Here is a 22,666-nt window from a genome sequence, read left to right as displayed (position 1 = left end):
TCTTGCTACTTCGCGCCCGAGCGGTGCGCGAGCCGGTCCGCGGCCCTGCGCCCCCGCCCCTCGATCGGCAGCACCCCCGTCGCCCGCGCGAGGCCGTACGCGGGCATGTCCGCGTAGATCGCCTCGTAGCCGCCCTCGGGGACTATGTACGTCTCGTGCCAGAGCCCCACGTGCTGCCGGGACTTGTGCTCCTTGCGGTTCATCGCCGCCCACGCCCGCCGGTGGAACATGTCCGGCGCGCTCGCGTACGCGTACAGCTTCTCCTTCGACTCCCAGTACTGGACGACGTAGTACGTCCGCGGCGAGCCGGTCAGCAGCGTGTACCCCAGGAGCCCGCGCTCCTTGTTCCGCCCCAACTCCCGCAGCATGCGCACCATCGCGGCGAACACCGGCACCCAGTGGCGCACGCCCCGGAAGTGGTTGATCCGCATCCCTATCAGCAGCACCACCACCTCCCCCTCGGCCGCGGCGGTGGTCCGTCCCGCAATCGGTTTCGTGAACACGATCAGCCCCCTGCTTCGTTGGAGAGTGACGCTATCCAATGATTGGATAGTGCCACTGCCCAAGGGATGGCGCAAGGGAAGGCACGGCACATGCGGCTCTCGGAACTGAGCGAACGGAGCGGGGTCAGCACCGCGACGATCAAGTACTACCTGCGGGAGGGGCTGGTGCACCCCGGCCTCCGGATCACCGCCACGCAGGCCGAGTACGACGAGAGCCATCTGCGCCGGCTGCGCCTCGTACGGGCCCTGATCCAGGTGGGGCGCCTCCCGGTGGCCACGGCGCGCGAGGTCCTCTCCCATGTCGACGACGACTCCCTGGGCCGGACGATCAGGCTGGGCGCGGCACTCTGGGCGCTCCCGAACGGCCCGGACGCCGACGAGGAGGCCCCGGAGACGGTGGCCGCCCGCAAGGCCGTGGAGCAGCTCCTGGAGGGGCTCGGCTGGGCCACCTCGCAGGAGATCGGCACCCTCTCCCCCGCGTACCGCGCCCTGGTGTCCTCAGTGGCGACCCTGATCCGCCTCGGCTACCCCTGTGACGTGGACTACCTCACCGAGCACGCCCGCCTGATGCACCAAGTCGCCGTCCAGGACCTGGACATGATGGAGACGTATCCGACGGAGGCGGAGCAGGTGGAGGCGGCGGTCGCCTCGATCGTGCTGTACGAGCCGCTGCTGATGGCGCTGCGCAGGATGGCGCAGGAGGAGGAGTCGGCCCGGCGCTACGGCCTCTGACCGGCCGGGCGCCCCGGCGCCCGGCGCAGCAGAAAGGCCCTCCGCCGAAGCGAAGGGCCTTTGACTGTTTCTCTGTTGTACCCCCGACCGGATTCGAACCGGCGCTACTGCCGTGAGAGGGCAGCGTGCTAGGCCGCTACACAACGGGGGCTTGTTACTACTTGTTGCATTTCTGCGCTGGGCTACCAGGACTCGAACCTAGAATGACGGTACCAGAAACCGTAGTGTTGCCAATTACACCATAGCCCATGGTGTTACCAGTACCCCCGACCGGATTCGAACCGGCGCTACTGCCGTGAGAGGGCAGCGTGCTAGGCCGCTACACAACGGGGGCCCTAGCGATCCTGCATCGAGATCGTGGGTGCGACCCAGGTGATCTCGCGGGAAGGATCTGTACCCCCGACCGGATTCGAACCGGCGCTACTGCCGTGAGAGGGCAGCGTGCTAGGCCGCTACACAACGGGGGCTTGTTACTACTTGTTGCATTTCTGCGCTGGGCTACCAGGACTCGAACCTAGAATGACGGTACCAGAAACCGTAGTGTTGCCAATTACACCATAGCCCACTGGAACGCAACCCCTTGCGGGGTCTTTGTTCCTGCTGCGCTTCCCGTTCGGACTTTTCGTCCCGCCCGGGCGGCGCAGAAAGAACATTACCCGAAGGTGTCCGGCGCTCCAAAACGGGTATCGGCGAGCAGCAGCCGGGGCAGCTGGTCGAGCCGCTCGATACGGAGGAGTTCGGGCCGTCCGCCCCGCTCCTTCCGGTCCAGCCAGATGCCCCGCAGCCCGGCGGCGACCGCCCCGGCGGCGTCGATGTCCGGCTCGTCGCCGACGTACGCGACCTCCCCCGGTTCGAGGCCCAGCTCCTCGCAGGCGGCGTGGAAGGCGCCGGCCTCGGGCTTGGAGATGCCGAGCTCCACGGCGCACACCACGGCCTCGAAGCGGTCCCGCACGCCGAGCACGCGCAGCTTGTGGTCCTGGTTGAGGATGCTGGAGTTCGAGAGCACCGCGTGCCGGTACCCGTCGGCCAGCAGGTCCAGCACGGGCAGCACGTCCGGGAAGAGCTCCCAGGCGGCCTCGTAGTGGCTCGCGTGCCGGGCGAACCACTCGTCGGCCTCCGGGTCCGTCAGCGGCCGCGAGACGAACTCCCTGACCCGGTCCCGGCGCTGCTCGTGGAAGCCGACCTCCCCGGCGGCGAACCGGGCCCACTGCGCCTCGGTGATCGTCCGCCAGGCCAGGAGGGCCTGCTCGACGGTGACGTATCCGTCGGGCAGGCCCTCCTGTTCGAGCTGACTGCGCAGGCCGACGTGGTCGGCCCGGGTGTAGTCGAAGATCGTGTCGTCGATGTCCCAGAGCACGGCTCGGATGACCATGCGGCCAGGCTAGCGGTCCCGCACCGGACGCGGGAGGGCTCCGCCGGGGCGGATCGCCGGCCTCCGGTGCCGCCCGGCGTTCCGGGGCTTCCCGGCCGCCCCGGAACGCCGCGAGGGGGCGGTCCCGGGGTGAACCGGGGCCGCCCCCTCGGGGCATGGCCGGGAATCCTTACGCGGCGAGCTTGGCCAGGGCCGCGTCGATGCGGGCCAGGGTCTTCTCTCGGCCCAGGATCTCCAGGGACTCGAAGAGCGGCAGGCCGATCGTGCGGCCGGTGACCGCGACCCGGACCGGGGCCTGGGCCTTGCCGAGCTTCAGGCCGTGCTCCTCGCCCGCGACGAGGATGGCGTTCTTCAGGGCGTCCGCGTTCCACTCGGCGCCGGCCAGCTTGGCGCGGGCGGTGACCAGGAGGGCGTCGGAGCCCTCCTTCATCGCCTTGTTCCAGGACGCCTCGTCCGTCGCCGGCTCGTCCAGGAAGAGGAAGTCGACGTTGGCCGTGATGTCCGAGAGGACCGTGACCCGGGTCTGGGCGTGCGGGGCGATCTCCGCGAACCGCGCCGCGTCGAAGTTCTCCGGGGCCCAGGGGGCGAACGGGGCCTGCAACCAGGGGCCGCACGCCTCGGTGAACGCCTTCACGTCCATCCGGCGGATGTGCTCGGCGTTGACGTGCTCGCACTTCTTCAGGTCGAAGCGCGCCGGGTTGGCGTTGACGTCCTTGATGTCGAAGGCGGCCACCATCTCCTCGACGGAGAAGATGTCCCGGTCCTCGGCGATCGACCAGCCCAGCAGGGAGAGGTAGTTCAGCAGCCCCTCGGGCACGAAGCCGCGCTCGCGGTAGAGGTTGAGCGAGGCCTGCGGGTCGCGCTTGGAGAGCTTCTTGTTGCCCTCGCCCATCACGTACGGCAGGTGGCCGAAGGCGGGGGTGTCCTTGGCGATGCCCAGCTCGATGAGCGCCTTGTAGAGGGCGAGCTGGCGCGGGGTGGAGGAGAGCAGGTCCTCGCCGCGCAGGACGTGGGTGATCTCCATCAGGGCGTCGTCGACCGGGTTGACGAGCGTGTAGAGCGGGGCTCCGTTGGCGCGGACGATGCCGTAGTCCGGCACGTTCTCCGGCTGAAAGGTCAGCTCGCCGCGGACCAGGTCGGTGAAGGTGAGCGGCTCGTCGGGCATCCGGAAGCGGACGATGGAGGTGCGGCCCTCGGCCTCGTACGCGGCGATCTGCTCGGCGCTCAGCTCGCGGCAGTGGCCGTCGTAGCCGGACGGCTTCCCGGCGGCGCGGGCGGCGTCGCGGCGGGTGTCGAGCTCCTCGGTGGTGCAGTAGCAGTGGTACGCGTACCCGCCGGCGAGCAGCTTGTCGGCGACGTCCTTGTAGATGTCCATCCGCTGCGACTGGCGGTACGGGGCGTGCGGGCCGCCGACCTCGGGGCCCTCGTCCCAGTCGAAGCCGAGCCAGCGCATGGAGTCCAGGAGCTGGTTGTACGACTCCTCGGAGTCACGGGCGGCGTCCGTGTCCTCGATGCGGAAGACCAGGGTGCCGCCGTGGTGCCGGGCGAAGGCCCAGTTGAACAGGGCGGTGCGGACCAGGCCCACGTGGGGGTTGCCGGTCGGCGAGGGACAGAAACGGACGCGTACAGGTGCGTTAGCCACGCTTGATCACCTTGTTGGTGAGAGTGCCGATGCCTTCGATGGTGACGGCGACCTCGTCGCCGACATGGAGGGGTCCGACCCCTGCGGGGGTGCCGGTGAGGATCACGTCGCCCGGGAGCAGCGTCATGGCTTCCGTGATGTGGACGACCAGGTCCTCGACCGAGCGGATCATGTCGCTCGTGCGGCCCAGTTGGCGTTGCTCGCCGTTGACCGTCGCCTGGATGGTGACGTCACTGGGGTCGAGGTCGGTCTCCACCCAGGGGCCGAGCGGGCAGGAGGTGTCGAAGCCCTTGGCCCTGGCCCACTGCTTCTCGCGCTTCTGGACGTCACGGGCGGTGACGTCGTTGGCGCAGGTGTAACCGAGGATGACGTCCTTCACGCGCTCGCGCGGGACCTCCCGGCACATGCGGCCGATGACCACGGCCAGTTCGGCCTCGTGGTGCAGCTCGTTCGAGAAGGAGGGGTACTCGATCGCGTCGCCGGAGCCGATCACCGAGGTGGTGGGCTTGAAGAAGGCGACGGGGACCTCGGGCACCTCATTGCCGAGCTCCGCGGCGTGCTCCGCGTAGTTGCGGCCGATGGCCACGACCTTGTTGGGGAGCACGGGCGGCAGGAGGCGGACCTTGCTCAGCGGGACCTTGGTGCCGGAGAGCTCGAACTCGGCGTACGGGATGCCCTTGATGATGTCGAGGACGAGGCCATCGGGCCCCTCGCCCTCGACGGCGCCGAACGCGACATTGCCGTCGATGGAGAACCTGGCGATGCGCACGGGATGCTGTCGCCCCTCACTCGCTTGCTGGCTGAAGACTGACGCTCCAGGCTAACGCGTTGCCCGGCGGGGATTGCCCCGATTTCGAGCGGGGCGGACGCGGGCACGGCGAGGGGGACGGCCGGGAAGGGCGGGGTCCGCGCTACTCGACGGGCGCGGCGGCGACCGGGGCCTCCATGAGGATGGTGCGGCGCGGGTTGGCGGTCTGGCCCGGCAGCTCGACGGCGTGTTCCGGCCGCTCCGGCGCCCGCAGCTCGCCGGCGTCCTTGAGGTGCGCCAGCGTGGTGCGGCGGGGGTTGGCAATGTTGCGGAACGTCATCGTCGTCTTCATCTGCCGTTCGGACCCTGTCGGTACGGGCGCCGCCCGCGAGGGGGCGCCGATGGTCGGTTGTGCCATCCCAGTAAAGCGTCAGGCTAAACATCCAATTCCCGGCGGATGCCCGGAAGAGACAACGATCATTGTGTGAGTTTGCTCACGACCGGGCGGACAATCCACCCATTCCCGGCGGTCGATCACGCCAACAGAAAGGGACATTCCGCCACTGAATCATCTATTCCACTCCCGACCATGGCGACTGGGACACAAGTCGAAACTTAAAAATTCGCTCCTTATTGACCGTTTTATGCATGATCAAGCTCCACGGCTTGTCACTCGCCAATCACAAAGCGTCACTCATGTCACTGTGAGACACCAGGCCCTTGTTGGAGGTCCGGCACTGTGCTGGAATTCCACGCACCGCCGCGGGTTTCAAACCGGCGCGCAGGGGGCGCGACAGAGCGCCGAGTGGCGGCGGAAAGGGGAAGAGGGCGCCGGTCACTCACGACCACCATGGGGCAGGTACGGACGCCCCACAACGCCGACACCGTCCCACCGCATCGCGCGGGCGGGACGCCTGGTCCAGAGGTTGCGACGCTAGTGCAGGGACGTTTCAAGAGGGATGGCAGCGCTGCGGCGGAGCAGGAGCCGCACGGCGGGACCGACCGCGGTCCCTCGGCACAGCACGCCCAGAACGCCGGGCCGGCCGGGACCCCCGACGGCGGCGACCGCGATCAGCGCCCCGCCGCGGAGAGCGACGACACCGACGCGGTCTCCTCGCCCAAGGCCCAGGCCCCCGTCGGCAGCGGCTCGCGCGTCGCGCTGCGCAACTGGCGCATCAGCACCCGTCTGGTCTCCCTGCTCGCCCTCCCCGTGGTCGCCGCGACCGCGCTCGGCGGTCTGCGGATCAACGAGTCGATGAACGACATCCAGCAGCTGGACCACATGCAGCTGCTGACCAGGCTGACGACGCAGGCGACCGCGCTGGCCCAGGCGCTCCAGGACGAGCGCGACCGCTCGGCCGGTCCGCTGTCCAACGGCGTGAAGGCCGACGACTTCAAGGTCACCGACCCCCGGAAGAAGACCGACCGGGCGAAGACGGCCTTCCTCGACGCCACCAACGACATCGGCGACCCCTCCGGCGACGAGGCGCTCGAAGGCATCTCCGCCAGCGCCGCCCAGATCGCGCGCCAGCTGGCCAACATCCGCGACATCCGCAAGACGGCGTACGCCAAGGGCTCCCCGAGCCTCCAGACCGTCGACCAGTACAGCCAGCTCATCTCCTCGCTGCTGAGCCTCTCCCAGGACATGGCGCAGGCGACCAGCAACTCGGAGATGATCAAGCGGACGCGTGCCCTGGCGGCCTTCTCCTCCGCCAAGGAGTACGCCTCGGTCCAGCGGGCGATCATCGCCGCGGCCCTGCCCGGCGGCAACGACAAGCAGCCGCACCTCGACCCGAACGACAAGCAGTTCGGCAAGTCCGCGCTCGGCAAGGAGCAGTCGGCGCTCAGCTCCTTCAAGTCCGTGTACGCGGCCACCGGCAACGACGCCGACGAGCTGACCGCCACGCTCGACGAGGGCAACCCGGAGATCAAGGCCGCCACCACCTACGCGAAGAAGGTGCTGGACAGCCCCACGGGCATGGAGGGCACCGCGCGCCGCTCCTACCTCGACTGGTACGACCAGAGCTCCACCAAGATCGGGGCGATGACGACCATCGAGGAGACCCTCCTCGGTGACATGGAGGGCAAGGCCCGCGAGCTCCGCAACGAGTCGAAGCGCGAAGCCATCATCAGCGGTGCGCTCATCCTGCTCGTCCTCGGTGTCTCGCTGGTCGGGGCCTTCGTCGTCGCCCGGTCGATGATCCGTTCGCTGCGCCGCCTCCAGGACACCGCCACCCGGGTCGCCCAGGACCGGCTGCCCGAGCTCGTCAAGCAGCTCTCCGAGACCGACCCGCAGGACGTGGACACCTCGGTCGAGTCGGTCGGTGTGCACTCCCGGGACGAGATCGGCCAGGTGGCCGCGGCCTTCGACGACGTGCACCGCGAGGCCGTCCGCCTCGCCGCCGAGCAGGCCCTCCTCCGGGGCAACGTCAACGCGATGTTCACCAACCTCTCGCGCCGCAGCCAGGGCCTCATCCAGCGCCAGCTCTCGCTCATCTCCGAGCTGGAGTCGCGCGAGGCCGACCCGGACCAGCTCTCCTCGCTCTTCAAGCTCGACCACCTCGCGACCCGTATGCGCCGGAACGGCGAGAACCTCCTCGTCCTCGCGGGCGAGGAGCCGGGCCGCCGGTGGACCCGCCCCGTCCCGCTGGTCGACGTGCTCCGTGCCGCCGCCTCCGAGGTGGAGCAGTACGAGCGCATCGAACTGGCCGCGGTGCCCGCCACCGAGGTCGCCGGCCGGGTCGTCAACGACCTCGTCCACCTGCTCGCCGAGCTGCTGGAGAACGCCACGTCGTTCTCCTCGCCGCAGACCAAGGTGCGGGTCACGGGTCACGCGCTGCCCGACGGCCGCGTGCTGGTCGAGATCCACGACACCGGTATCGGACTCTCGCCGGAGGACCTGGCCGCGATCAACGAGCGGCTCGCCTCGCCGCCCACCGTGGACGTCTCGGTCTCCCGCCGCATGGGTCTGTTCGTGGTCGGCCGCCTCTCGCTGCGTCACGGCATCCGGATCCAGCTGCGGCCCTCCGACTCCGGCGGTACGACCGCGCTGGTCATGCTGCCCGTCGACGTCGCGCACGGCGGCAAGCAGCCCGCGCCCAAGCCGGCCCCGGGCCAGCAGGCCGGTGCTCCGGGCGGTCTGCTCGGCGGCGGCCAGGCGGGTGCGGCCGGTGGCTCGCGCCCCGGTCTCGGCGCCGCTCCCGCGGGCCCGGCGGGCCGTCTGGCCCCGGGCCAGGCCGGAGCGCGCGGCCAGGTCGGCGCGGGCTCCGCGCCCCGTGCCGCGCTGCCCTCCCGCGACGGTGGTCCGCGCCAGCCGCAGGGCCGGCAGGACGCCGGGTTCCCCGCGGCCGGGACCGGCCCCCAGGACGCGTCCCGTCCCGAGCCGCAGCGCCACGGCGGCGGTCTCGCGGGCGCCTTCGGCAACGGCGCCCGGCTCGGTGCCCGCGGTCAGGGCGACGGTCCGGGCCGTCAGGAGCCGGGCGGCCGCCCGGACCTGTTCAGCGAGAAGCGTCAGGTCCAGGACCGCCAGAACGACGGCGCCGCCTGGCAGTCGCAGCCGCAGCAGGCCCGGCAGAACCCCGCCGGTCCCGGCGGCTTCCAGCAGCCCGGCCAGGGCGGCCCCGAGCGCCAGCTGCCGCCCGTCGGCGGTCCGCGCGCCGAGCTGCCCGGTGCCCCCTCCCAGGGGCCGGCGACCGGCGGCTACCCCGTACCGCAGCGTCCGCAGACCACCAGTTGGGGTGCCGAGGACCCGGCGCGTGGAGCGCTGGACGCCCCGCGCGGCCACGAGGAGCCCGAGGCCACCGGCCAGTTCCAGCGCCCGGACACCGGACAGTTCCAGCGGCCGGTGGACCCGCAGTTCGCTCCGCGTCCGTCGCTGGACGAGCAGCAGGGCCCCGGCGCCACCGCCGAGTTCGCCCGCCCGGACTTCTCCGCCCCGGCTCCGCAGCCGCACGTCCCGCAGGCCCAGGCCCCGCAGGACTTCCCGGCCCAGGACCCGGCGAGCACCGCGCAGTTCGCCCGCCCGGACTTCGGGCAGCCGCAGCCCGTCCGGGCGCAGGACCAGGGCTTCCCCGCCCCGGCCCAGCAGACCCCGGGCAACGACTTCGGCGCACCGCGCCCGCCGGCCGGTGACGGCCCGTACCGCCCGGTGCCGCCCCAGCAGCCGCAGCCCGAGGCGCTGCCCGCCGCAGGCCCCGGGGACGGTCGTACGCCGCTGTACGACACCCTGGAGACCAACTGGTTCCACGGCCCGCAGCAGAACCAGCAGGGCGGCCAGCAGCACGGCGGTCAGCAGCCGCCCGCCGCCGAGCCGCAGGAGCCCGCGTCCCTCCCCCGCCGGCAGGCCCCGGAGTCCCCGACTCCCGGTGCCCCGGCCGGTGGTGGCGACACGGGCAGCACCCCCGCAAGTTCCTGGCGCCCCTCGCCCAACGACGAACTCGTACGGCAGGCGGAGCGGGTCAAGAAGCCCGCGGCAGGCGGAATCACCACTTCCGGACTGCCGCGTCGAGTGCCCCGCGCCAACCTGGTGCCGGGAACCGCTCAGCAGCAGAACCATCAGTCCGGTCCGCAGGTGTCACGCGCCCCCGACGACGTGCGCGGGCGGTTGACCAATCTCCGCCGGGGCATCCAGCAGGGGCGGCAGGCCAACAGCCAGTCGACCGGCAGTTTCCCACTCGGCCCCACTCACCAGCAGGAGCGTTAGTTGAGCCCGATGAGTCAGGCCGCGCAGAATCTGAACTGGTTGATCACCAACTTCGTGGACAACACCCCCGGGGTGTCGCACACGGTGGTGGTCTCCGCCGACGGACTCCTGCTGGCCATGTCCGAAGGATTCCCCCGTGACCGCGCCGACCAGCTCGCCGCCGTCGCCTCCGGGCTGACCTCGCTGACCGCGGGCGCCTCCCGCATCTTCGAGGGCGGCGCCGTGAGCCAGACGGTGGTGGAGATGGAGCGCGGGTTCCTCTTCCTGATGTCCATCTCGGACGGTTCCTCCCTGGCCGTTCTCGCCCACCCGGACGCCGACATAGGTCTGGTCGGGTACGAGATGGCCCTGCTGGTCGACCGCGCGGGCAGTGTTCTCACCCCCGACCTCCGTGCCGAACTCCAGGGGAGCCTGCTTCACTAGGCGTCCTTGGATCGACGACAGACTCGATTGCCCCAGGTAACGCCCTCAACCCTCGCCCGTCAGGCCGTGCAGAGCCCCCCACCGGCCCCACCCGACGGCACGCCGACGCACTGCTGTCACGCCCGGAGGATTCATGACCCCGCCACCCGCCTCACCCGATCCGTACGGCGCACTGCATCACGCGTCGTACGACGGTGAAGGCGACCAGCCACTGGTCCGCCCGTACGCCATGACCGGTGGCCGGACCCGGCCGCGCTACCAGCTCGCCATAGAGGCACTGGTCTCCACCACGGCCGACCCCGCGCACATGGCGACGCTGCTCCCCGAGCACCAGCGGATCTGCCACCTCTGCCGCGAGGTCAAGTCGGTGGCCGAGGTCTCGGCGCTGCTGTCGATGCCGCTCGGTGTGGCCCGGATCCTCGTCGCGGACCTGGCGGAAGCCGGCATGGTGGCCATCCACCAGCCGGGCAATGGAGAGGCCGGCGGCGCGCCGGATGTGACACTGCTCGAAAGGGTGCTCAGTGGACTTCGCAAGCTCTAGCGGCGGCGCTGCCCGGGCCACCACCTCGGCGAAGATCGTGGTGGCAGGGGGCTTCGGCGTGGGTAAGACCACGTTCGTCGGTGCCGTCTCGGAGATCAACCCGTTGCGCACGGAGGCCGTGATGACCTCCGCGTCCGCGGGCATCGACGACCTGACGCACACCGGTGGCAAGACGACCACCACGGTCGCGATGGACTTCGGCCGTATCACGCTCGACCAGGACCTGATCCTGTACCTCTTCGGTACGCCCGGTCAGGACCGCTTCTGGTTCATGTGGGACGACCTCGTCCGCGGCGCCATCGGCGCCGTCGTCCTCGTCGACACCCGCCGCCTCGCCGACTGCTTCCCCGCCGTCGACTACTTCGAGAACAGCGGACTCCCCTTCGTCATCGCCCTCAACGGCTTCGACGGACACCAGCCCTACACCCCCGACGAAGTCCGCGAGGCGCTCCAGATCGGTCCCGACACCCCGATCATCACGACGGACGCCCGCCACCGCGCGGACGCCAAGAGCGGTCTGATCACGCTCGTCGAGCACGCGCTCATGGCACGGCTCAAGTAGGCACAAGTCGGTATTTCCGTACGGTAGTTGCCGTAGTCGGGCGGGGGTGGACTGTGTCCTTTGACACGCTCCACCCCCGTGATTGATAACGTTTCGACAGAGAATTGCCCCGCGGTCGACACCCGACGCATCCGTTCGGTGTCACAGCGCTCACCCGAGCCCTGCCTTTTGGTGGGGCTCATTCCTTATGCCCTATTTATCTGAGGTCTGCGCCACTCGGAATGACAGGTTCCGACTGTTTGGAACGCGACCCGTCCCCATGCTGGAATTCGACGAACTTCCAAGTAATACGGCCCTGAACGAAACACGGCACAGCGTAGGTGCCGACGCCGAGAGGTTGTTGGTCGAGTGAGGCGAAGCAACGCGGGCTCCACGGCGCAGCGGGAGCGGGGCAATTTCACCCCTCCGTCGCGCGCCGCGGCGTCGTCCGTCGATGCGTCGGACGCCGAACCGCCCCCGGGCGGTTCCACGAGGCTGTCCCCGCGCAACTGGCGGGTGCCCACCCGGCTGAACGCGATCCTCCTGATCCCCGTCCTGGTCGGCCTGGTCATGGGCGGTTTCCAGGTGAAGGGGTCGATCGACACCTGGCACGAGGCCGAGAACGCGGAGAAGACGGCGCTGGTCGTGCGCGCCGCCGCCGAGTACGGCCAGGCCCTGCTCAACGAGCGCGACCTCTCCGCCCAGCCGCTGCTGTCGAACAAGCGGGACGCCGCCGTCATCACCGAGGTCCGGACCACGACGGACAACGCGGCGGGCAAGTTCAACGAAGCCGTCAAGGACATGCCGAGGACGAAGGGCCTGGAGCGGCGCCTGAGGCTCTTCCGGCTGGAGGAGCCCACCCTCCCCGAGCTGCGCAAGGCCGCCTTCGCCGAGGCCCTGGACCCGGTGAAGACCGAAGAGGGCTACGTCAAGGTCCAGCACTCGCTGATGGAGTTCAGCAACGAGCTGGGGCTGGGCACCGGCAACATCACCAGCTACGGCCGTTCGGTCTACGCGCTGGAGCTGGCCAAGGCCGCAGAATCGCTTCAGCGCTCCATCGGCATGCATCTGCTGGTCCGTCCGAGCCAGCAGCGCGCCACGTTCGACGCCCAGGTCAAGGCGTTCGGTTCGTACAACTACCTGGAGAAGGTGGCCCTCGGCGAGTTCACCTCCGGCGCCACGGAGGAGGACGCGGCCCGGCTGAAGCAGGTGCTGTCCGCCAAGGCCGAGGAGAGCGACGCCAAGCTGAAGAAGGCCAAGGAGCAGGCCGCGGCCACCGGGGTGCCGTTCGTGGCGCCGCCCAGCATCGACGGCTCGGTCTTCGACGGCATGGCCGAACAGATCTCCCAGGGCAGGTCGACCGGGAAGCTGGCCGCGAAGGGGATCACCCCGGAGAGCTGGATGGCCGCCGCCACCGCCAAGTTCGACGGCTACACCACGGTCGAGAACGAGCTCGTCGACAAGGCGGTGAAGGAGGCAGCGGACATCTCCTCCCGCGCCCGGACCGACGCCTTCGTCAACGCCGGCGTGGTGATCGTCGCCCTGCTGGCCGCGTTCGTGCTGGCCGGTCTCATGGCCCGCCAGATGAGCCGTTCGATGCGCCGGCTGCGTACGGCCGCGTTCGGCATCGCCGAGCAGCGGCTGCCGATGCTGGTCGACCAGCTCTCCCGGACCGAGCCGGGCCGGGTCGACACCCGGGTCCAGCCGATCCCGATCCACAGCCGGGACGAGATCGGCGAGGTCGCCCGCGCCTTCGACCAGGTGCACCGCGAGGCGGTCCGGCTCGCCGCCGAGCAGGCCATGCTCCGGGGCAACGTCAACGCGATCTTCACCAACCTGTCGCGCCGCAACCAGTCGCTGATCGAGGGCCAGCTGACCCTCATCACCGACCTGGAGAACAACGAGGCCGACCCGGACCAGCTGGCCTCGCTCTTCAAGCTCGACCACCTCGCCACCCGCATGCGCCGCAACGGCGAGAACCTCCTCGTCCTCGCGGGCGAGGAGCCCGGCAGCCGCTGGAACCAGCCGGTGCCGCTGGTCGACGTGGTCCGCGCGGCCGCCTCCGAGGTGGAGTCCTACGACCGCATCGAGCTGTCCGGCATCTCCGAGACCGAGATCCACGGCCAGGCGGTCACCGACCTGGTGCACCTGCTGGCCGAGCTGCTGGAGAACGCCACCACGTTCTCCTCCCCGCAGACCAAGGTGCGGGTGAACGCGACCAGGCTGCCCGACGGCCGCATGATGATCGAGATCCACGACAAGGGCATCGGTCTCACCCCGGAGGACTTCGCCGACATCAACCACCGGCTGGCCAACCCGCCGACCGTGGACGCCTCGGTGTCGCAGCGGATGGGCCTGTTCGTGGTCGGCCGCCTGGCCGACCGGCACGGCATCCGGGTCCAGCTCCGTCCCTCGGGCGAGCAGGCCGGGACCACCTCGCTGGTCATGCTGCCGGAGGCGATCACCCACGGCGGCGGGGGCGAACCTCAGGCCGGGGGCGACGACTTCACCGTCTCCTCGATCATCCCGGAGCAGCAGGGCCTCGAACAGCAGCCCCAGGCGCACCAGCGCACCGCGGCGGAGCTGGGCTTCGACGACTCCCGCTACGAGCAGTCCCCGGCGGGCACGACGCTGGACCCGGTGGGCCGTTCGCTGATCCGCGAGGAGCGCCGGGCGGCGCTGGGGGCGCAGGTCTCCGGCGAGTACGAGCGGTTCGCCCCGCAGCAGCCGTACGGGGACCAGCAGCCCTACGCCGCGCAGGACCAGCAGCCGTACGCCGCCGAGGGCGCGCAGCCGTACGCCGGGGACCCGTACGCCGGGGCCGGATACGACGGCCACCCGCAGCAGCCGGAGCAGTACGGCCAGGGCCGGTACGGGCAGGAGCAGTTCGGCCGGGAGCAGTACGGGCAGGAACAGCAGCAGTACGGACAGGCCCCGTACGGGAGCGGCTACGCCGCGTACGGCACCGGTCCGGCCGCCGTCCCCGCGGAGTCGGGCCGTCCGGCCGCGGAACTTCCGGGCACCGGTTACGACGGGCAGTTCGGTTCCGGCCCCCAGCAGGGCGAATGGCCGGATCAGGGCGGCTACCAGGACGGGTACGAGCCATCGGCCCCGGCGGAAGCGGAACCATCCGTCCCGTCTGCCCCCGCCGAGCCGCAGGAACGCGTAGGCTTCGACCGTTCGGGGCCCACGCCCAACTCCGGCCACGAGCTCACCGAAGCCGGTCTGCCGCGCCGGGGTGGCCAGCAGCACTGGCAGCCCACCGGCCGGGGCAACAGCCGGCCCGCCGCCGCGCAGCAGCCGCCGCAGCAGCAGCAGGAGTTGCCGCAGCAGCCGTCGCCCGCGCAGCAGGACGGAAACGGCTCCGACGACTGGCACTCGGCCAACGACGAGCGCTGGGAGCGGGCCGAGCAGCTCCGGGAGCCGAAGGCGGGCGGGATCACCCCGTCCGGTCTTCCCCGGCGGGTGCCCAAGGCCAATCTGGTCGAAGGCACGGCGGAGCAGACCGTGCAGGACGGCCCTCAGGTTTCCCGCGCCCCCGAGGACATCCGCGGCAGGTTGAGCAACCTGCGGCGGGGCGTACTCCGGGGACGCAGCGCGGGTTCGGACGACAGTAATACCTACGACCAGGAGCGTTAGTGTGAGCCCGATGAGCCAGGCGGCGCAGAATCTGAACTGGTTGATCACCAACTTCGTGGACAACACCCCCGGGGTGTCGCACACGGTGGTGGTCTCCGCCGACGGACTCCTGCTGGCCATGTCCGAAGGATTCCCCCGTGACCGCGCCGACCAGCTCGCCGCCGTCGCCTCCGGGCTGACCTCGCTGACCGCGGGCGCCTCCCGCATCTTCGAGGGCGGCGCCGTGAATCAGACGGTTGTGGAGATGGAGCGCGGCTTCCTCTTCATCATGTCCATTTCCGATGGTTCCTCCCTTGCCGTTCTCGCACATCCGGACGCCGATATCGGTCTGGTCGGGTACGAAATGGCTCTTCTCGTCGACCGCGCGGGCAGTGTCCTCACTCCGGACCTCCGCGCCGAGCTCCAGGGAAGTCTTCTTAACTAATAGACAGACAGTGCGTTTCGCGCCACTGGGCCATAAGGTGCGGTGGCGCGGACCCGCTGGGATCGGGACCGGTAGTCGGAGGAGGAATCGTGGACGCACCCCAGGAAGGGCACCCGTACGACGGTGGCCGACGGGTACCGGGTGAGCACGGGGACAACCGGTTCGACTTCCCCTCCACTCCCGGCGGACCGGATGCCCGGCCTCCTTTCCGGCTCCACCAGCAGGGGCAGCAGGGCGCCCCGGAGGATGCCGGCTGGTCCGTACAGCGTCCGCACCACTACGACGCACCCCGGGCGCCCCGCGTCCAGCCGGCGGCGCCGGGGCGGAGTCCCGAGCCCGCCGCGCCGTCGGCGCACAACCCGCTGGTTCGTCCGTACGCCATGACCGGCGGCCGGACCCGCCCGCGCTACCAACTCGCCATTGAGGCGTTGGTCAGTACCACGGCCGATCCGTCCCGGCTGCACGGGCAGTTGCCCGAGCACCAGCGGATCTGCCGGCTGTGCTTCGAGATCAAGTCGGTCGCCGAGATTTCGGCGCTGCTCTCGATACCCCTCGGCGTTGCCCGGATCCTCGTCGCCGACCTGGCCGAGGCCGGACTCGTCGCTATCCATCAGCCCGGCGGCGACGAGTCCGCCGGCGGCCAGCCAGATGTGACACTGCTCGAAAGGGTGCTCAGTGGACTTCGCAAGCTCTAGCGGCGGAGCAGCCCGCTCCACTACCTCGGCGAAGATCGTGGTGGCAGGGGGCTTCGGCGTGGGTAAGACCACGTTCGTCGGTGCCGTCTCGGAGATCAATCCGCTGCGTACCGAAGCCGTGATGACGTCCGCCTCGGCGGGCATCGACGACCTGACGCACACCGGGGACAAGACGACCACCACGGTCGCGATGGACTTCGGCCGTATCACCCTGGACCAGGACCTGATCCTGTACCTCTTCGGTACACCCGGGCAGGACCGCTTCTGGTTCATGTGGGACGACCTCGTCCGCGGCGCCATCGGCGCCGTCGTCCTCGTCGACACCCGCCGCCTCGCCGACTGCTTCCCCGCCGTCGACTACTTCGAGAACAGCGGACTCCCCTTCGTCATCGCCCTCAACGGCTTCGACGGACACCAGCCCTACACCCCCGACGAAGTCCGCGAGGCCCTTCAGATCGGCCCGGACACGCCGATCCTGACGACGGACGCCCGCCACCGCGCGGACGCCAAGAGCGCGCTGATCACGCTCGTCGAGCACGCGCTCATGGCACGGCTCCGCTAGCGGATCCACCGACGGGGAAAGACACCATACGGAAGGGCCCGCACCCCCGAGGGGATGCGGGCCCTTCCGTATGCGCTGCGCGCGCTCGGGTCAGTGCTGCCAGGAGTGCGGGGCGCGGAAGCCCGGCGTGCGCTCCAGGCGGCGCCACACGGCGGTGTTGCGGCCCCGGTGGGCGGCGGCGGGCTCGACGGGGCGGGCGGCGGCGCGGGCGAGCAGGACCGCGGTTATCGCGGCCAGCTCCTCGGGCTCGGCGAGCCCCTTCTCGACTCGCAGCACGGAATCGGCGGCAGTGCTCATGTGGTCTCTCCGTCTTCTCGGCAGGGGCAGCAGGTGGTCGCGCGGGGTGCGGCGGCGGCCTACTGCGGGGGGTTGCCGTGCTTGCGGGACGGCAGGTCGGCGTGCTTGTTGCGGAGCATGGCGAGCGAGGCGATCAGGACCTCGCGGGTCTCGGCGGGGTCGATGACGTCGTCGACCAGTCCGCGTTCGGCCGCGTAGTACGGATGCATGAGTTCCGCCTTGTACTCCTTGACCATGCGCTTGCGCATGGCTTCCGGGTCCTCCGCCTCGGCGATCTGCCGGCGGAAGATGACGTTGGCGGCGCCCTCGGCGCCCATCACCGCGATCTCGTTGGTGGGCCAGGCGTAGGTGAGGTCGGCACCGATGGACTGGCTGTCCATGACGATGTACGCACCGCCGTACGCCTTGCGCAGGATCAGCGAGATCCTCGGCACCGTGGCGTTGCAGTACGCGTAGAGGAGCTTCGCACCGTGCCGAATGATTCCACCGTGCTCCTGGTCGACGCCGGGCAGGAAGCCGGGTACGTCCAAAAGAGTGATGATGGGGATGTTGAAGGCGTCACACATCTGGACGAAGCGGGCCGCCTTCTCGGAGGCCTCGATGTCCAGGACGCCGGCCAGCGACTGCGGCTGGTTGGCGACGATGCCGACGACCTGGCCGTCGAGGCGGGCCAGGGCGCAGACGATGTTGCGCGCCCAGCGTTCGTGGACCTCCAGGTAGTCGCCGTCGTCGACGAGCTCCTCGATGACCTTGTGCATGTCGTACGGGCGGTTGCCGTCGGCCGGGACCAGGTCCAGCAGGACGTCGCCGCGCCGGTCCGCCGGGTCCTCGGAGGGGACGACGGGCGGGTTCTCGCGGTTGTTCTGCGGGAGCATCGACAGGAGGTAGCGGACCTCGGCGATGCAGGTCTCCTCGTCGTCGTACGCGAAGTGCGCGACGCCCGAGGTCTCCGCGTGGACGTCGGCGCCGCCGAGCCCGTTCTGGGTGATCTCCTCGCCGGTGACCGCCTTGACGACGTCCGGGCCGGTGATGAACATCTGCGAGGTCTCGCGGACCATGAACACGAAGTCGGTCAGGGCGGGGCTGTAGGCCGCGCCGCCCGCGCACGGGCCGAGCATCACGCTGATCTGCGGGATGACGCCCGAGGCCCTCGTGTTGCGCTGGAAGATCCCGCCGTAGCCGGCGAGCGCGCTGACGCCCTCCTGGATACGGGCGCCGGCGCCGTCGTTCAGCGAGACCAGCGGGGCACCCGCCGCGATGGCCATGTCCATGATCTTGTGGATCTTCGTGGCGTGGGCCTCGCCCAGCGCACCGCCGAAGATCCGGAAGTCGTGCGCGTACACGAAGACCGTCCGGCCCTCGACCGTTCCCCAGCCGGTGACCACACCGTCCGTGTACGGCTTCTTCGCCTCCAGGCCGAAGCCGGTCGCCCGGTGCCGGCGCAGCTGCTCGACCTCCTTGAACGAACCCTCGTCCAGGAGCAGTGCGATGCGCTCGCGCGCGGTCAGCTTACCCTTGGCGTGCTGCGCCTCGGTCGCCCGGTCACTCGGTCCGCGCCGGGCCTGCTCACGCAGTGCCAGCAGTTCGGCCACCCGGCCACGGGTGTCGCTCGGCTCACCCGGGGTTTCGTCCACAACGGTCATGTACCGACCCTACGAACCCCGGCAAGTAAATCCTGCCGTCGACTCCGTACAGTCTCCTGCCCCGATTCCTGGCGAGGGTCCACATAGCCCGGACGACGTGCAGGCGAACTACCAGCCAGTACAGGTCCTTCTTTGTGCGGGTCCGACAAAGCGCGGGGGCAGTGGGGTGGCGTCCGCCGTCAGCCCCGGGGTGTGCTCCGGTTGGGGGGTCCGCACCTTCGGACCGTGGTGCGGACCCCCCGCCCGGTCGCTCAGCGGGCGCAGTGGAAGCGGGCGTCGCCCCAGTCCGCGTGGTCGTTCCCGTTGCCGTCGCCGCCGTCGCCGACGACCAGGTCGACGTAGCCGGCCCCGGTGACGTCGGCCTCCAGCGTCCAGGCGCTGTCGGCCGCCCTGAGCACCGGCGACCTCACCTTCTCGGCGCCGTCGGCCAGGACGGAGAACTGTACGCTCCCGGCACTCTTCTGTACGTCGTCCACCCCCACCCGGGCGGTGAAGGAGGTGCAGTTCCCGCCGAGGTAGTAGCGGATCTTCGCCGGGGCGTGGGTGCCCAGCCCCTTGGCGTAGACGGTGCCGCCGATGGTGAGCGGGGTGCCGTCACCGGCGCCGGTCTCGCCGTTGGAGAGGTTCCGCTCGACCGGGCCCCAGCCGTTCTCGGCCGCCGTCCAGTCCAGGTCGCCGGCCCAGCTGTCGGTGGTGGGCGGCGGGGGCAGGGTGCGAACGGCGGTCTGTGCGCCGAGCGTGCGCCGGGCGCCGCCGACCGCGTACCCAACCGAGGCGGCCAGCTCGTACGTCCGGTACTCGGCGTCCGCGGGCGGGGTGACCCGCCAGGTGCCGGTGGCCCTGGCTCCGGCCGCGACGGAGTCGAAGGAGACCGGGCCGGAGGGTTCGGCCGTCCAGCCCTCGGGGACGGTCAGGGCGAGCTCGACGCCGGTGGCGGCGGTCGCCTCGTGGTTGGTGAAGGACGCCTCGACGGTGTTGGCCCGGCCCGGTTCGAGGGTCTCGGCGCCGGGGTCGACGGTGAGGGTGCCGCAGGCGGCCCGCTCGGAGTCGGGGGCCGGGCCGAGGTCGGTCACGGTGAAGGAGTCGAGGACGAAGTCGGCCCCGTCCGGGGCGTCGCCGCGCTTGCGCAGCCCGGTCCAGGTGTCGCCGCAGCCCGCGGTGAGGGTCTCGGTGAAGCGGCCGGTGGTGCGCTGCTGCCCGATCGGGGTGGTCCGGGTCTCGACGGAGTCGGGCTTGCCGTCCGCGGTGATCCGGTCGTAGCCGTCGACCCACTCGTAGGCGCCGGCGTGGCTGGACTGGTAGTCGTACGCGATCTTGTATCGGTGCCCGTCGGTCATGGGCACGGTCCACGGGGCGGTGCGGTAGACGAGCCCGGCGTTCTCCTCGTGGGACTTGAGGGACTCCTTGCCGCCGATCACGTCGTCGACCAGCTTTCCGTTCCACCCGGCCTGGGTGTACGGGGCGTGCAGCTGGGAGATGACGGTGCGGGGGTCGGTGGAGCCGCCCGCGTCGCCCTTGAGGAAGGGGCCCCAGCCCTGGTCGACGTCCTCGAAGTCCTCGTGGACGACGGTGCCCGGCGCGGTCTTCGGGGCGTTGGCGACGATCCGGACGTCGTCGGCCCGTACGGTCGCCGCGCTGCCGCCGGCCGCCTCGATGCGCAGAGTGGCGCGGCCGGTGGCGGGTGCGGTGAAGTTGACCTTGGCGCGCTGGAAATAGCTGCCGTGCCAGTCGGAGGCGGCGACCTGGTCCTTCACGGTGGAGCGGTCCACGGCGACGGACTTCCCGCCGATCGAGAGCGTGGTGTGCCGGGTCTTCCCGGGCTGCACCTCGATGAGCGCGGAGGCGGTGTAGCGCTTGCCGGGGACGAGCCCGTCGACGCGCTGCGCGAGGGCGGCGGGGGCGCTGCCGGTGAGGGCGGCGCTGTTGCGGCCCCGGCTGTCGGTGTCGCGGCCGACGGTGCCGGTCCTCGTCCAGGCGGTGAGCGCCTTGTCGTTGAAGCCGGGGTCGGCGACCGGGGTGCCCTCGCCCCACTTCGGGTCGGCGGCCTTGGGCGCCTGCCGGGGGTAGAGGACGTAGGGCTGTCCGGCCTTCGCGGTCAGGGTGACCTTCCCGTCGACGGGCTTGACGGTGCCGGATTTCACCCGGCCGTTGTCGGTGAGCGCGTAGACGGTGTACGTGCCGTTCGACGGGACGGACCAGGTGGTGGTCCCGCCGGACTTGTTGTAGTGGTACAACTTCTTCCCGCCGTCCCAGGGCAGCAGGTAGTCGGTGCCGCTGAGGACCTTGCGGCCGTGGTCGTAGAAGGTCCGCTTCCCGTCCTCGACGGTGCCCCGGACGCCGCCGGTGAGGGTGATGTCGTTGCCGTCCCAGCGGGTGATGCGCTGCTGCTGGAGGTACTTGGCGGGCAGGTTGCGCTGCCAGATGTTGTCGTAGAAGGCGTTCCAGTCGGTCTCGCCGGTCCAGCCCTCGAACTCGGCGATGGCGGTCTGGCCGAGGACCGGGTCGTTGTTCCAGGTGTCCCGCTCGCCGTTGCGGATGAAGCGGATGATCTTCGAGTTGAGGCCCTTGTTGGTGGCGCCGCCGTAGTCGAGGTCGTTGGCCCAGTGCGACCAGAGGGTGCCGCGTTCGAACTTGTCGGACCACTCGCTGCCGACGTTCCAGCCCTGCTTCTGGACGGCCCTGAGCGTCTTGTCGGCGATCCAGCCGTGCGTGTAGTAGACGTCAATGTAGAGGAAGTCCAGGTTGCGGTCGGTCTCGTCGCGGAGTTGCTGGAAGCGCCGGGCGAGGTCGCCGCTGTTGATGTCGCGGCGCTGGTCGATGTAGTAGCTCTGGCCGAGCCAGTTCCAGCCGGGCTTGGTCCTGTCGACGAGCTTCTCGTCGAACTCCCTGGCCTCGGGGTACGCCTCGGTGGCGTTGACGTGGACGCCGAAGGTGGCGCCCCACTTCTTGCCGTCCTTGAGCAGGGTGTTGAGGTCCTTGAGCCCGCCGGCGCGCTTGTTGTAGTCGCCGCCGTAGTCGGGGTGGGCGGAGTCGTGGCCCTCGGAGGCGTACCCCTTGAGGACGGCGAGCTGGCCAAGGCCGTCGGTGGCGAGGGAGACCCGCTTGACGTCGTCGAGGGTGCGCAGGAAGGGGTGGGTCGCCTGGCTGGCGAAGTTGAACGGGATGTGGGTGACGACCCGGTCGGGGGTGGATGCGCTGCCGGGCGCCGTCACGCCGATGGAGCGGAAGGCGACGGCCCCGTCCTGCCAGTCCACGGCCTTGTCGCCGTTGGCGTCGGGGGTGACGACGACCTTGGCCCAGGGGAGGTCGTCGCCGCTCTCCGGCTCGGACGCCCCGTCGCCCCGGTAGGTCCACTGGCCGGACCAGACGCCGACCCGGACGCCGCCGTCGTCGGCGGTGCGGGCCTGGTGCCAGAACCGGGCGTCGTCGCCGTTGGTGGCGCCGGAGGGCTTGTCGTAGGAGGAGTTGGACTCGACGGCGGCGGCGAGCGTGGAGGTGTTGACGAGGGCGTACGTGGCACCGGCCGGGGCCTTGTCGGCCGGGGTGGCGGCGGTGACCTTGCCGAAGACGTCGGCGGTCCGCGTCGAGTCGTTGTCGAGGGTGGTGAAGGCGGTCGCGGCGCCGGGGTCGGTGGAGCCGACGGAGACCAGGTCGTGGCCGGGTATGTCGATGGTGGAGACGCGGAACGCCCCGGTGTCGCGGACGGCCGTGACCTTGAAGGTGGTGGCGCGTCCGGCGACCGAGAGCGAGGCGTCGATCTCGACGCCGGGCAGTCCGGTGAAGGTCAGGGTGTAGCGGGCGGCCGAGGCGGTGATCCGGGGGGCGCCCTTCAGTGTCACCGGGTACGCGGTGCCGTTGAGGGTCACGGAGGTGACCGGGCGCGTGCTGCCGAACAGCCGCCCGCCGCCGGCCCGGTCGGTGTACGCGAGGACCCGGGGGAAGTCCTCGGCCACGGCGACCGCGAGCTGCGCGGACCGGATGACGGGGGCGTCGGCGGGCACGGACGGCGCGGTCGCGGCGGACGGACCGGACGCGGGGACGGCGGCCGAGGCGGGGAGCGCCGCCCCCGCCAGGGCCAGGACGACGGCTGTGGCGGCGGCTGCGGCACCCGCCGAAGTGAATCTTGGAGACGACATGTGCACTGCGTAGTCCCCACTCCGGGACACCGTCAACGACCTGCGACGACTCCGGACGCGGCAGTC

17 protein-coding genes and 5 tRNA genes are annotated in these 22,666 nt (G+C 70.6%); 9 read left to right on the top strand and 13 right to left on the bottom strand.

The genetic code is table 11. The annotated features are described in order from the left end of the window. Positions 1 to 5: 5 nt before the first annotated feature. A complete protein-coding gene (locus tag ACWC97_RS23755; RefSeq protein ID WP_385211838.1) occupies positions 6 to 503 on the bottom strand; it encodes a DUF4188 domain-containing protein in 498 nt (165 codons plus the stop codon). A gap of 90 nt (positions 504 to 593) precedes the next feature. Here ACWC97_RS23755 and ACWC97_RS23750 point away from each other — a divergent pair, with 90 nt between their 5' ends. After that, a complete protein-coding gene (locus tag ACWC97_RS23750; RefSeq protein WP_352276259.1) occupies positions 594 to 1,235 on the top strand; it encodes a MerR family transcriptional regulator in 642 nt (213 codons plus the stop codon). Between the two features lie 78 nt (positions 1,236 to 1,313). On the opposite strand, the gene ACWC97_RS23745 is transcribed toward ACWC97_RS23750, so the two are convergent. The 9 genes from ACWC97_RS23745 to ACWC97_RS23705 all read right to left on the bottom strand — a co-directional run bounded on the left by ACWC97_RS23745 (position 1,314) and on the right by ACWC97_RS23705 (position 5,349). Then, positions 1,314 to 1,386 (bottom strand) — tRNA-Glu (locus tag ACWC97_RS23745). A 26-nt stretch (positions 1,387 to 1,412) separates the two neighbouring features. Then, a tRNA-Gln gene (locus ACWC97_RS23740) sits at positions 1,413 to 1,484 on the bottom strand. 12 nt (positions 1,485 to 1,496) lie between these two features. Then, positions 1,497 to 1,569 (bottom strand) — tRNA-Glu (locus tag ACWC97_RS23735). A gap of 60 nt (positions 1,570 to 1,629) precedes the next feature. Next, positions 1,630 to 1,702, bottom strand: a tRNA-Glu gene (locus ACWC97_RS23730). 26 nt (positions 1,703 to 1,728) lie between these two features. After that, positions 1,729 to 1,800: transfer RNA gene (locus tag ACWC97_RS23725), tRNA-Gln, on the bottom strand. A gap of 87 nt (positions 1,801 to 1,887) precedes the next feature. Then, on the bottom strand, positions 1,888 to 2,607 hold the full coding sequence (locus tag ACWC97_RS23720; RefSeq protein WP_450651437.1) for an HAD family hydrolase: 720 nt from the start codon (positions 2,605 to 2,607) through the stop codon (positions 1,888 to 1,890). Positions 2,608 to 2,776: 169 nt separating this feature from the next. After that, a complete protein-coding gene (gene gltX / locus ACWC97_RS23715; RefSeq protein WP_352276255.1) occupies positions 2,777 to 4,249 on the bottom strand; it encodes a glutamate--tRNA ligase in 1,473 nt (490 codons plus the stop codon). Next, on the bottom strand, positions 4,242 to 5,018 hold the full coding sequence (locus tag ACWC97_RS23710; RefSeq protein ID WP_352276253.1) for a fumarylacetoacetate hydrolase family protein: 777 nt from the start codon (positions 5,016 to 5,018) through the stop codon (positions 4,242 to 4,244). The genes gltX and ACWC97_RS23710 overlap by 8 nt, the downstream gene beginning before the upstream one ends. 142 nt (positions 5,019 to 5,160) lie before the next feature. Beyond that, positions 5,161 to 5,349 carry a hypothetical protein gene (locus ACWC97_RS23705; RefSeq protein ID WP_352276465.1) on the bottom strand — a complete coding sequence of 63 codons (189 nt, stop codon included), beginning with the start codon at positions 5,347 to 5,349 and terminating at the stop codon, positions 5,161 to 5,163. A 585-nt stretch (positions 5,350 to 5,934) separates the two neighbouring features. Here ACWC97_RS23705 and ACWC97_RS23700 point away from each other — a divergent pair. The 8 genes from ACWC97_RS23700 to ACWC97_RS23665 all read left to right on the top strand — a co-directional run bounded on the left by ACWC97_RS23700 (position 5,935) and on the right by ACWC97_RS23665 (position 16,524). Beyond that, a complete protein-coding gene (locus ACWC97_RS23700; protein ID WP_450651435.1) occupies positions 5,935 to 9,699 on the top strand; it encodes a nitrate- and nitrite sensing domain-containing protein in 3,765 nt (1,254 codons plus the stop codon). Between the two features lie 9 nt (positions 9,700 to 9,708). After that, on the top strand, positions 9,709 to 10,122 hold the full coding sequence (locus ACWC97_RS23695; RefSeq protein ID WP_259934900.1) for a roadblock/LC7 domain-containing protein: 414 nt from the start codon (positions 9,709 to 9,711) through the stop codon (positions 10,120 to 10,122). Between the two features lie 133 nt (positions 10,123 to 10,255). After that, positions 10,256 to 10,663: a DUF742 domain-containing protein gene (locus ACWC97_RS23690; protein WP_352276250.1), complete on the top strand. Its 408-nt coding sequence runs from the start codon at positions 10,256 to 10,258 to the stop codon at positions 10,661 to 10,663. After that, a complete protein-coding gene (locus tag ACWC97_RS23685; protein ID WP_072487286.1) occupies positions 10,644 to 11,225 on the top strand; it encodes a GTP-binding protein in 582 nt (193 codons plus the stop codon). Before ACWC97_RS23690 ends, ACWC97_RS23685 begins: the two co-directional genes overlap by 20 nt. Positions 11,226 to 11,573: 348 nt before the next feature. Beyond that, positions 11,574 to 14,843, top strand: coding sequence for a nitrate- and nitrite sensing domain-containing protein (locus ACWC97_RS23680; protein ID WP_450651433.1), 3,270 nt, complete (start codon positions 11,574 to 11,576; stop codon positions 14,841 to 14,843). A gap of 10 nt (positions 14,844 to 14,853) precedes the next feature. Continuing rightward, positions 14,854 to 15,267, top strand: a complete 414-nt coding sequence (locus ACWC97_RS23675) for a roadblock/LC7 domain-containing protein (protein WP_006127847.1) — start codon at positions 14,854 to 14,856, stop codon at positions 15,265 to 15,267. A gap of 89 nt (positions 15,268 to 15,356) precedes the next feature. Then, positions 15,357 to 15,962: a DUF742 domain-containing protein gene (locus ACWC97_RS23670; RefSeq protein ID WP_352276247.1), complete on the top strand. Its 606-nt coding sequence runs from the start codon at positions 15,357 to 15,359 to the stop codon at positions 15,960 to 15,962. Next, entirely contained in the window at positions 15,943 to 16,524 is a 582-nt protein-coding gene (locus tag ACWC97_RS23665) for a GTP-binding protein (protein ID WP_014048542.1), read from the top strand. The genes ACWC97_RS23670 and ACWC97_RS23665 overlap by 20 nt, the downstream gene beginning before the upstream one ends. Positions 16,525 to 16,614: 90 nt before the next feature. Here ACWC97_RS23665 and ACWC97_RS23660 read toward each other — a convergent pair whose 3' ends face one another. The 3 genes from ACWC97_RS23660 to ACWC97_RS23650 form a co-directional block, all read right to left on the bottom strand. Continuing rightward, entirely contained in the window at positions 16,615 to 16,821 is a 207-nt protein-coding gene (locus tag ACWC97_RS23660) for an acyl-CoA carboxylase subunit epsilon (RefSeq protein WP_352276245.1), read from the bottom strand. A gap of 59 nt (positions 16,822 to 16,880) precedes the next feature. Next, a complete protein-coding gene (locus ACWC97_RS23655; protein ID WP_352276243.1) occupies positions 16,881 to 18,464 on the bottom strand; it encodes an acyl-CoA carboxylase subunit beta in 1,584 nt (527 codons plus the stop codon). 251 nt (positions 18,465 to 18,715) lie between these two features. After that, complete coding sequence (locus ACWC97_RS23650; RefSeq protein ID WP_450651429.1) at positions 18,716 to 22,600, bottom strand: endo-alpha-N-acetylgalactosaminidase family protein; 3,885 nt, start codon at positions 22,598 to 22,600, stop codon at positions 18,716 to 18,718. Positions 22,601 to 22,666 lie beyond the last annotated feature (66 nt).

It is taken from the genome of Streptomyces sp. NPDC001108 (assembly GCF_053598535.1).
Note: the sequence above shows the minus strand (reverse complement) of the source record. Positions and strands in the feature narration are given on the sequence as shown.

What these genes read in the sequence shown, in the direction of transcription:
- ACWC97_RS23690 (WP_352276250.1), top strand. Translation starts at nt 10,256, where the DNA reads ATGACCCCGCCACCCGCCTCACCCGATCCGTACGGCGCACTGCATCAC.
- ACWC97_RS23695 (WP_259934900.1), top strand. Translation starts at nt 9,709, where the DNA reads ATGAGTCAGGCCGCGCAGAATCTGAACTGGTTGATCACCAACTTCGTG.
- ACWC97_RS23720 (WP_450651437.1), bottom strand. Translation starts at nt 2,607, where the DNA reads ATGGTCATCCGAGCCGTGCTCTGGGACATCGACGACACGATCTTCGAC.
- ACWC97_RS23655 (WP_352276243.1), bottom strand. Translation starts at nt 18,464, where the DNA reads ATGACCGTTGTGGACGAAACCCCGGGTGAGCCGAGCGACACCCGTGGC.
- ACWC97_RS23660 (WP_352276245.1), bottom strand. Translation starts at nt 16,821, where the DNA reads ATGAGCACTGCCGCCGATTCCGTGCTGCGAGTCGAGAAGGGGCTCGCC.
- ACWC97_RS23750 (WP_352276259.1), top strand. Translation starts at nt 594, where the DNA reads ATGCGGCTCTCGGAACTGAGCGAACGGAGCGGGGTCAGCACCGCGACG.
- ACWC97_RS23650 (WP_450651429.1), bottom strand. Translation starts at nt 22,600, where the DNA reads ATGTCGTCTCCAAGATTCACTTCGGCGGGTGCCGCAGCCGCCGCCACA.
- ACWC97_RS23705 (WP_352276465.1), bottom strand. Translation starts at nt 5,349, where the DNA reads ATGAAGACGACGATGACGTTCCGCAACATTGCCAACCCCCGCCGCACC.
- ACWC97_RS23675 (WP_006127847.1), top strand. Translation starts at nt 14,854, where the DNA reads ATGAGCCAGGCGGCGCAGAATCTGAACTGGTTGATCACCAACTTCGTG.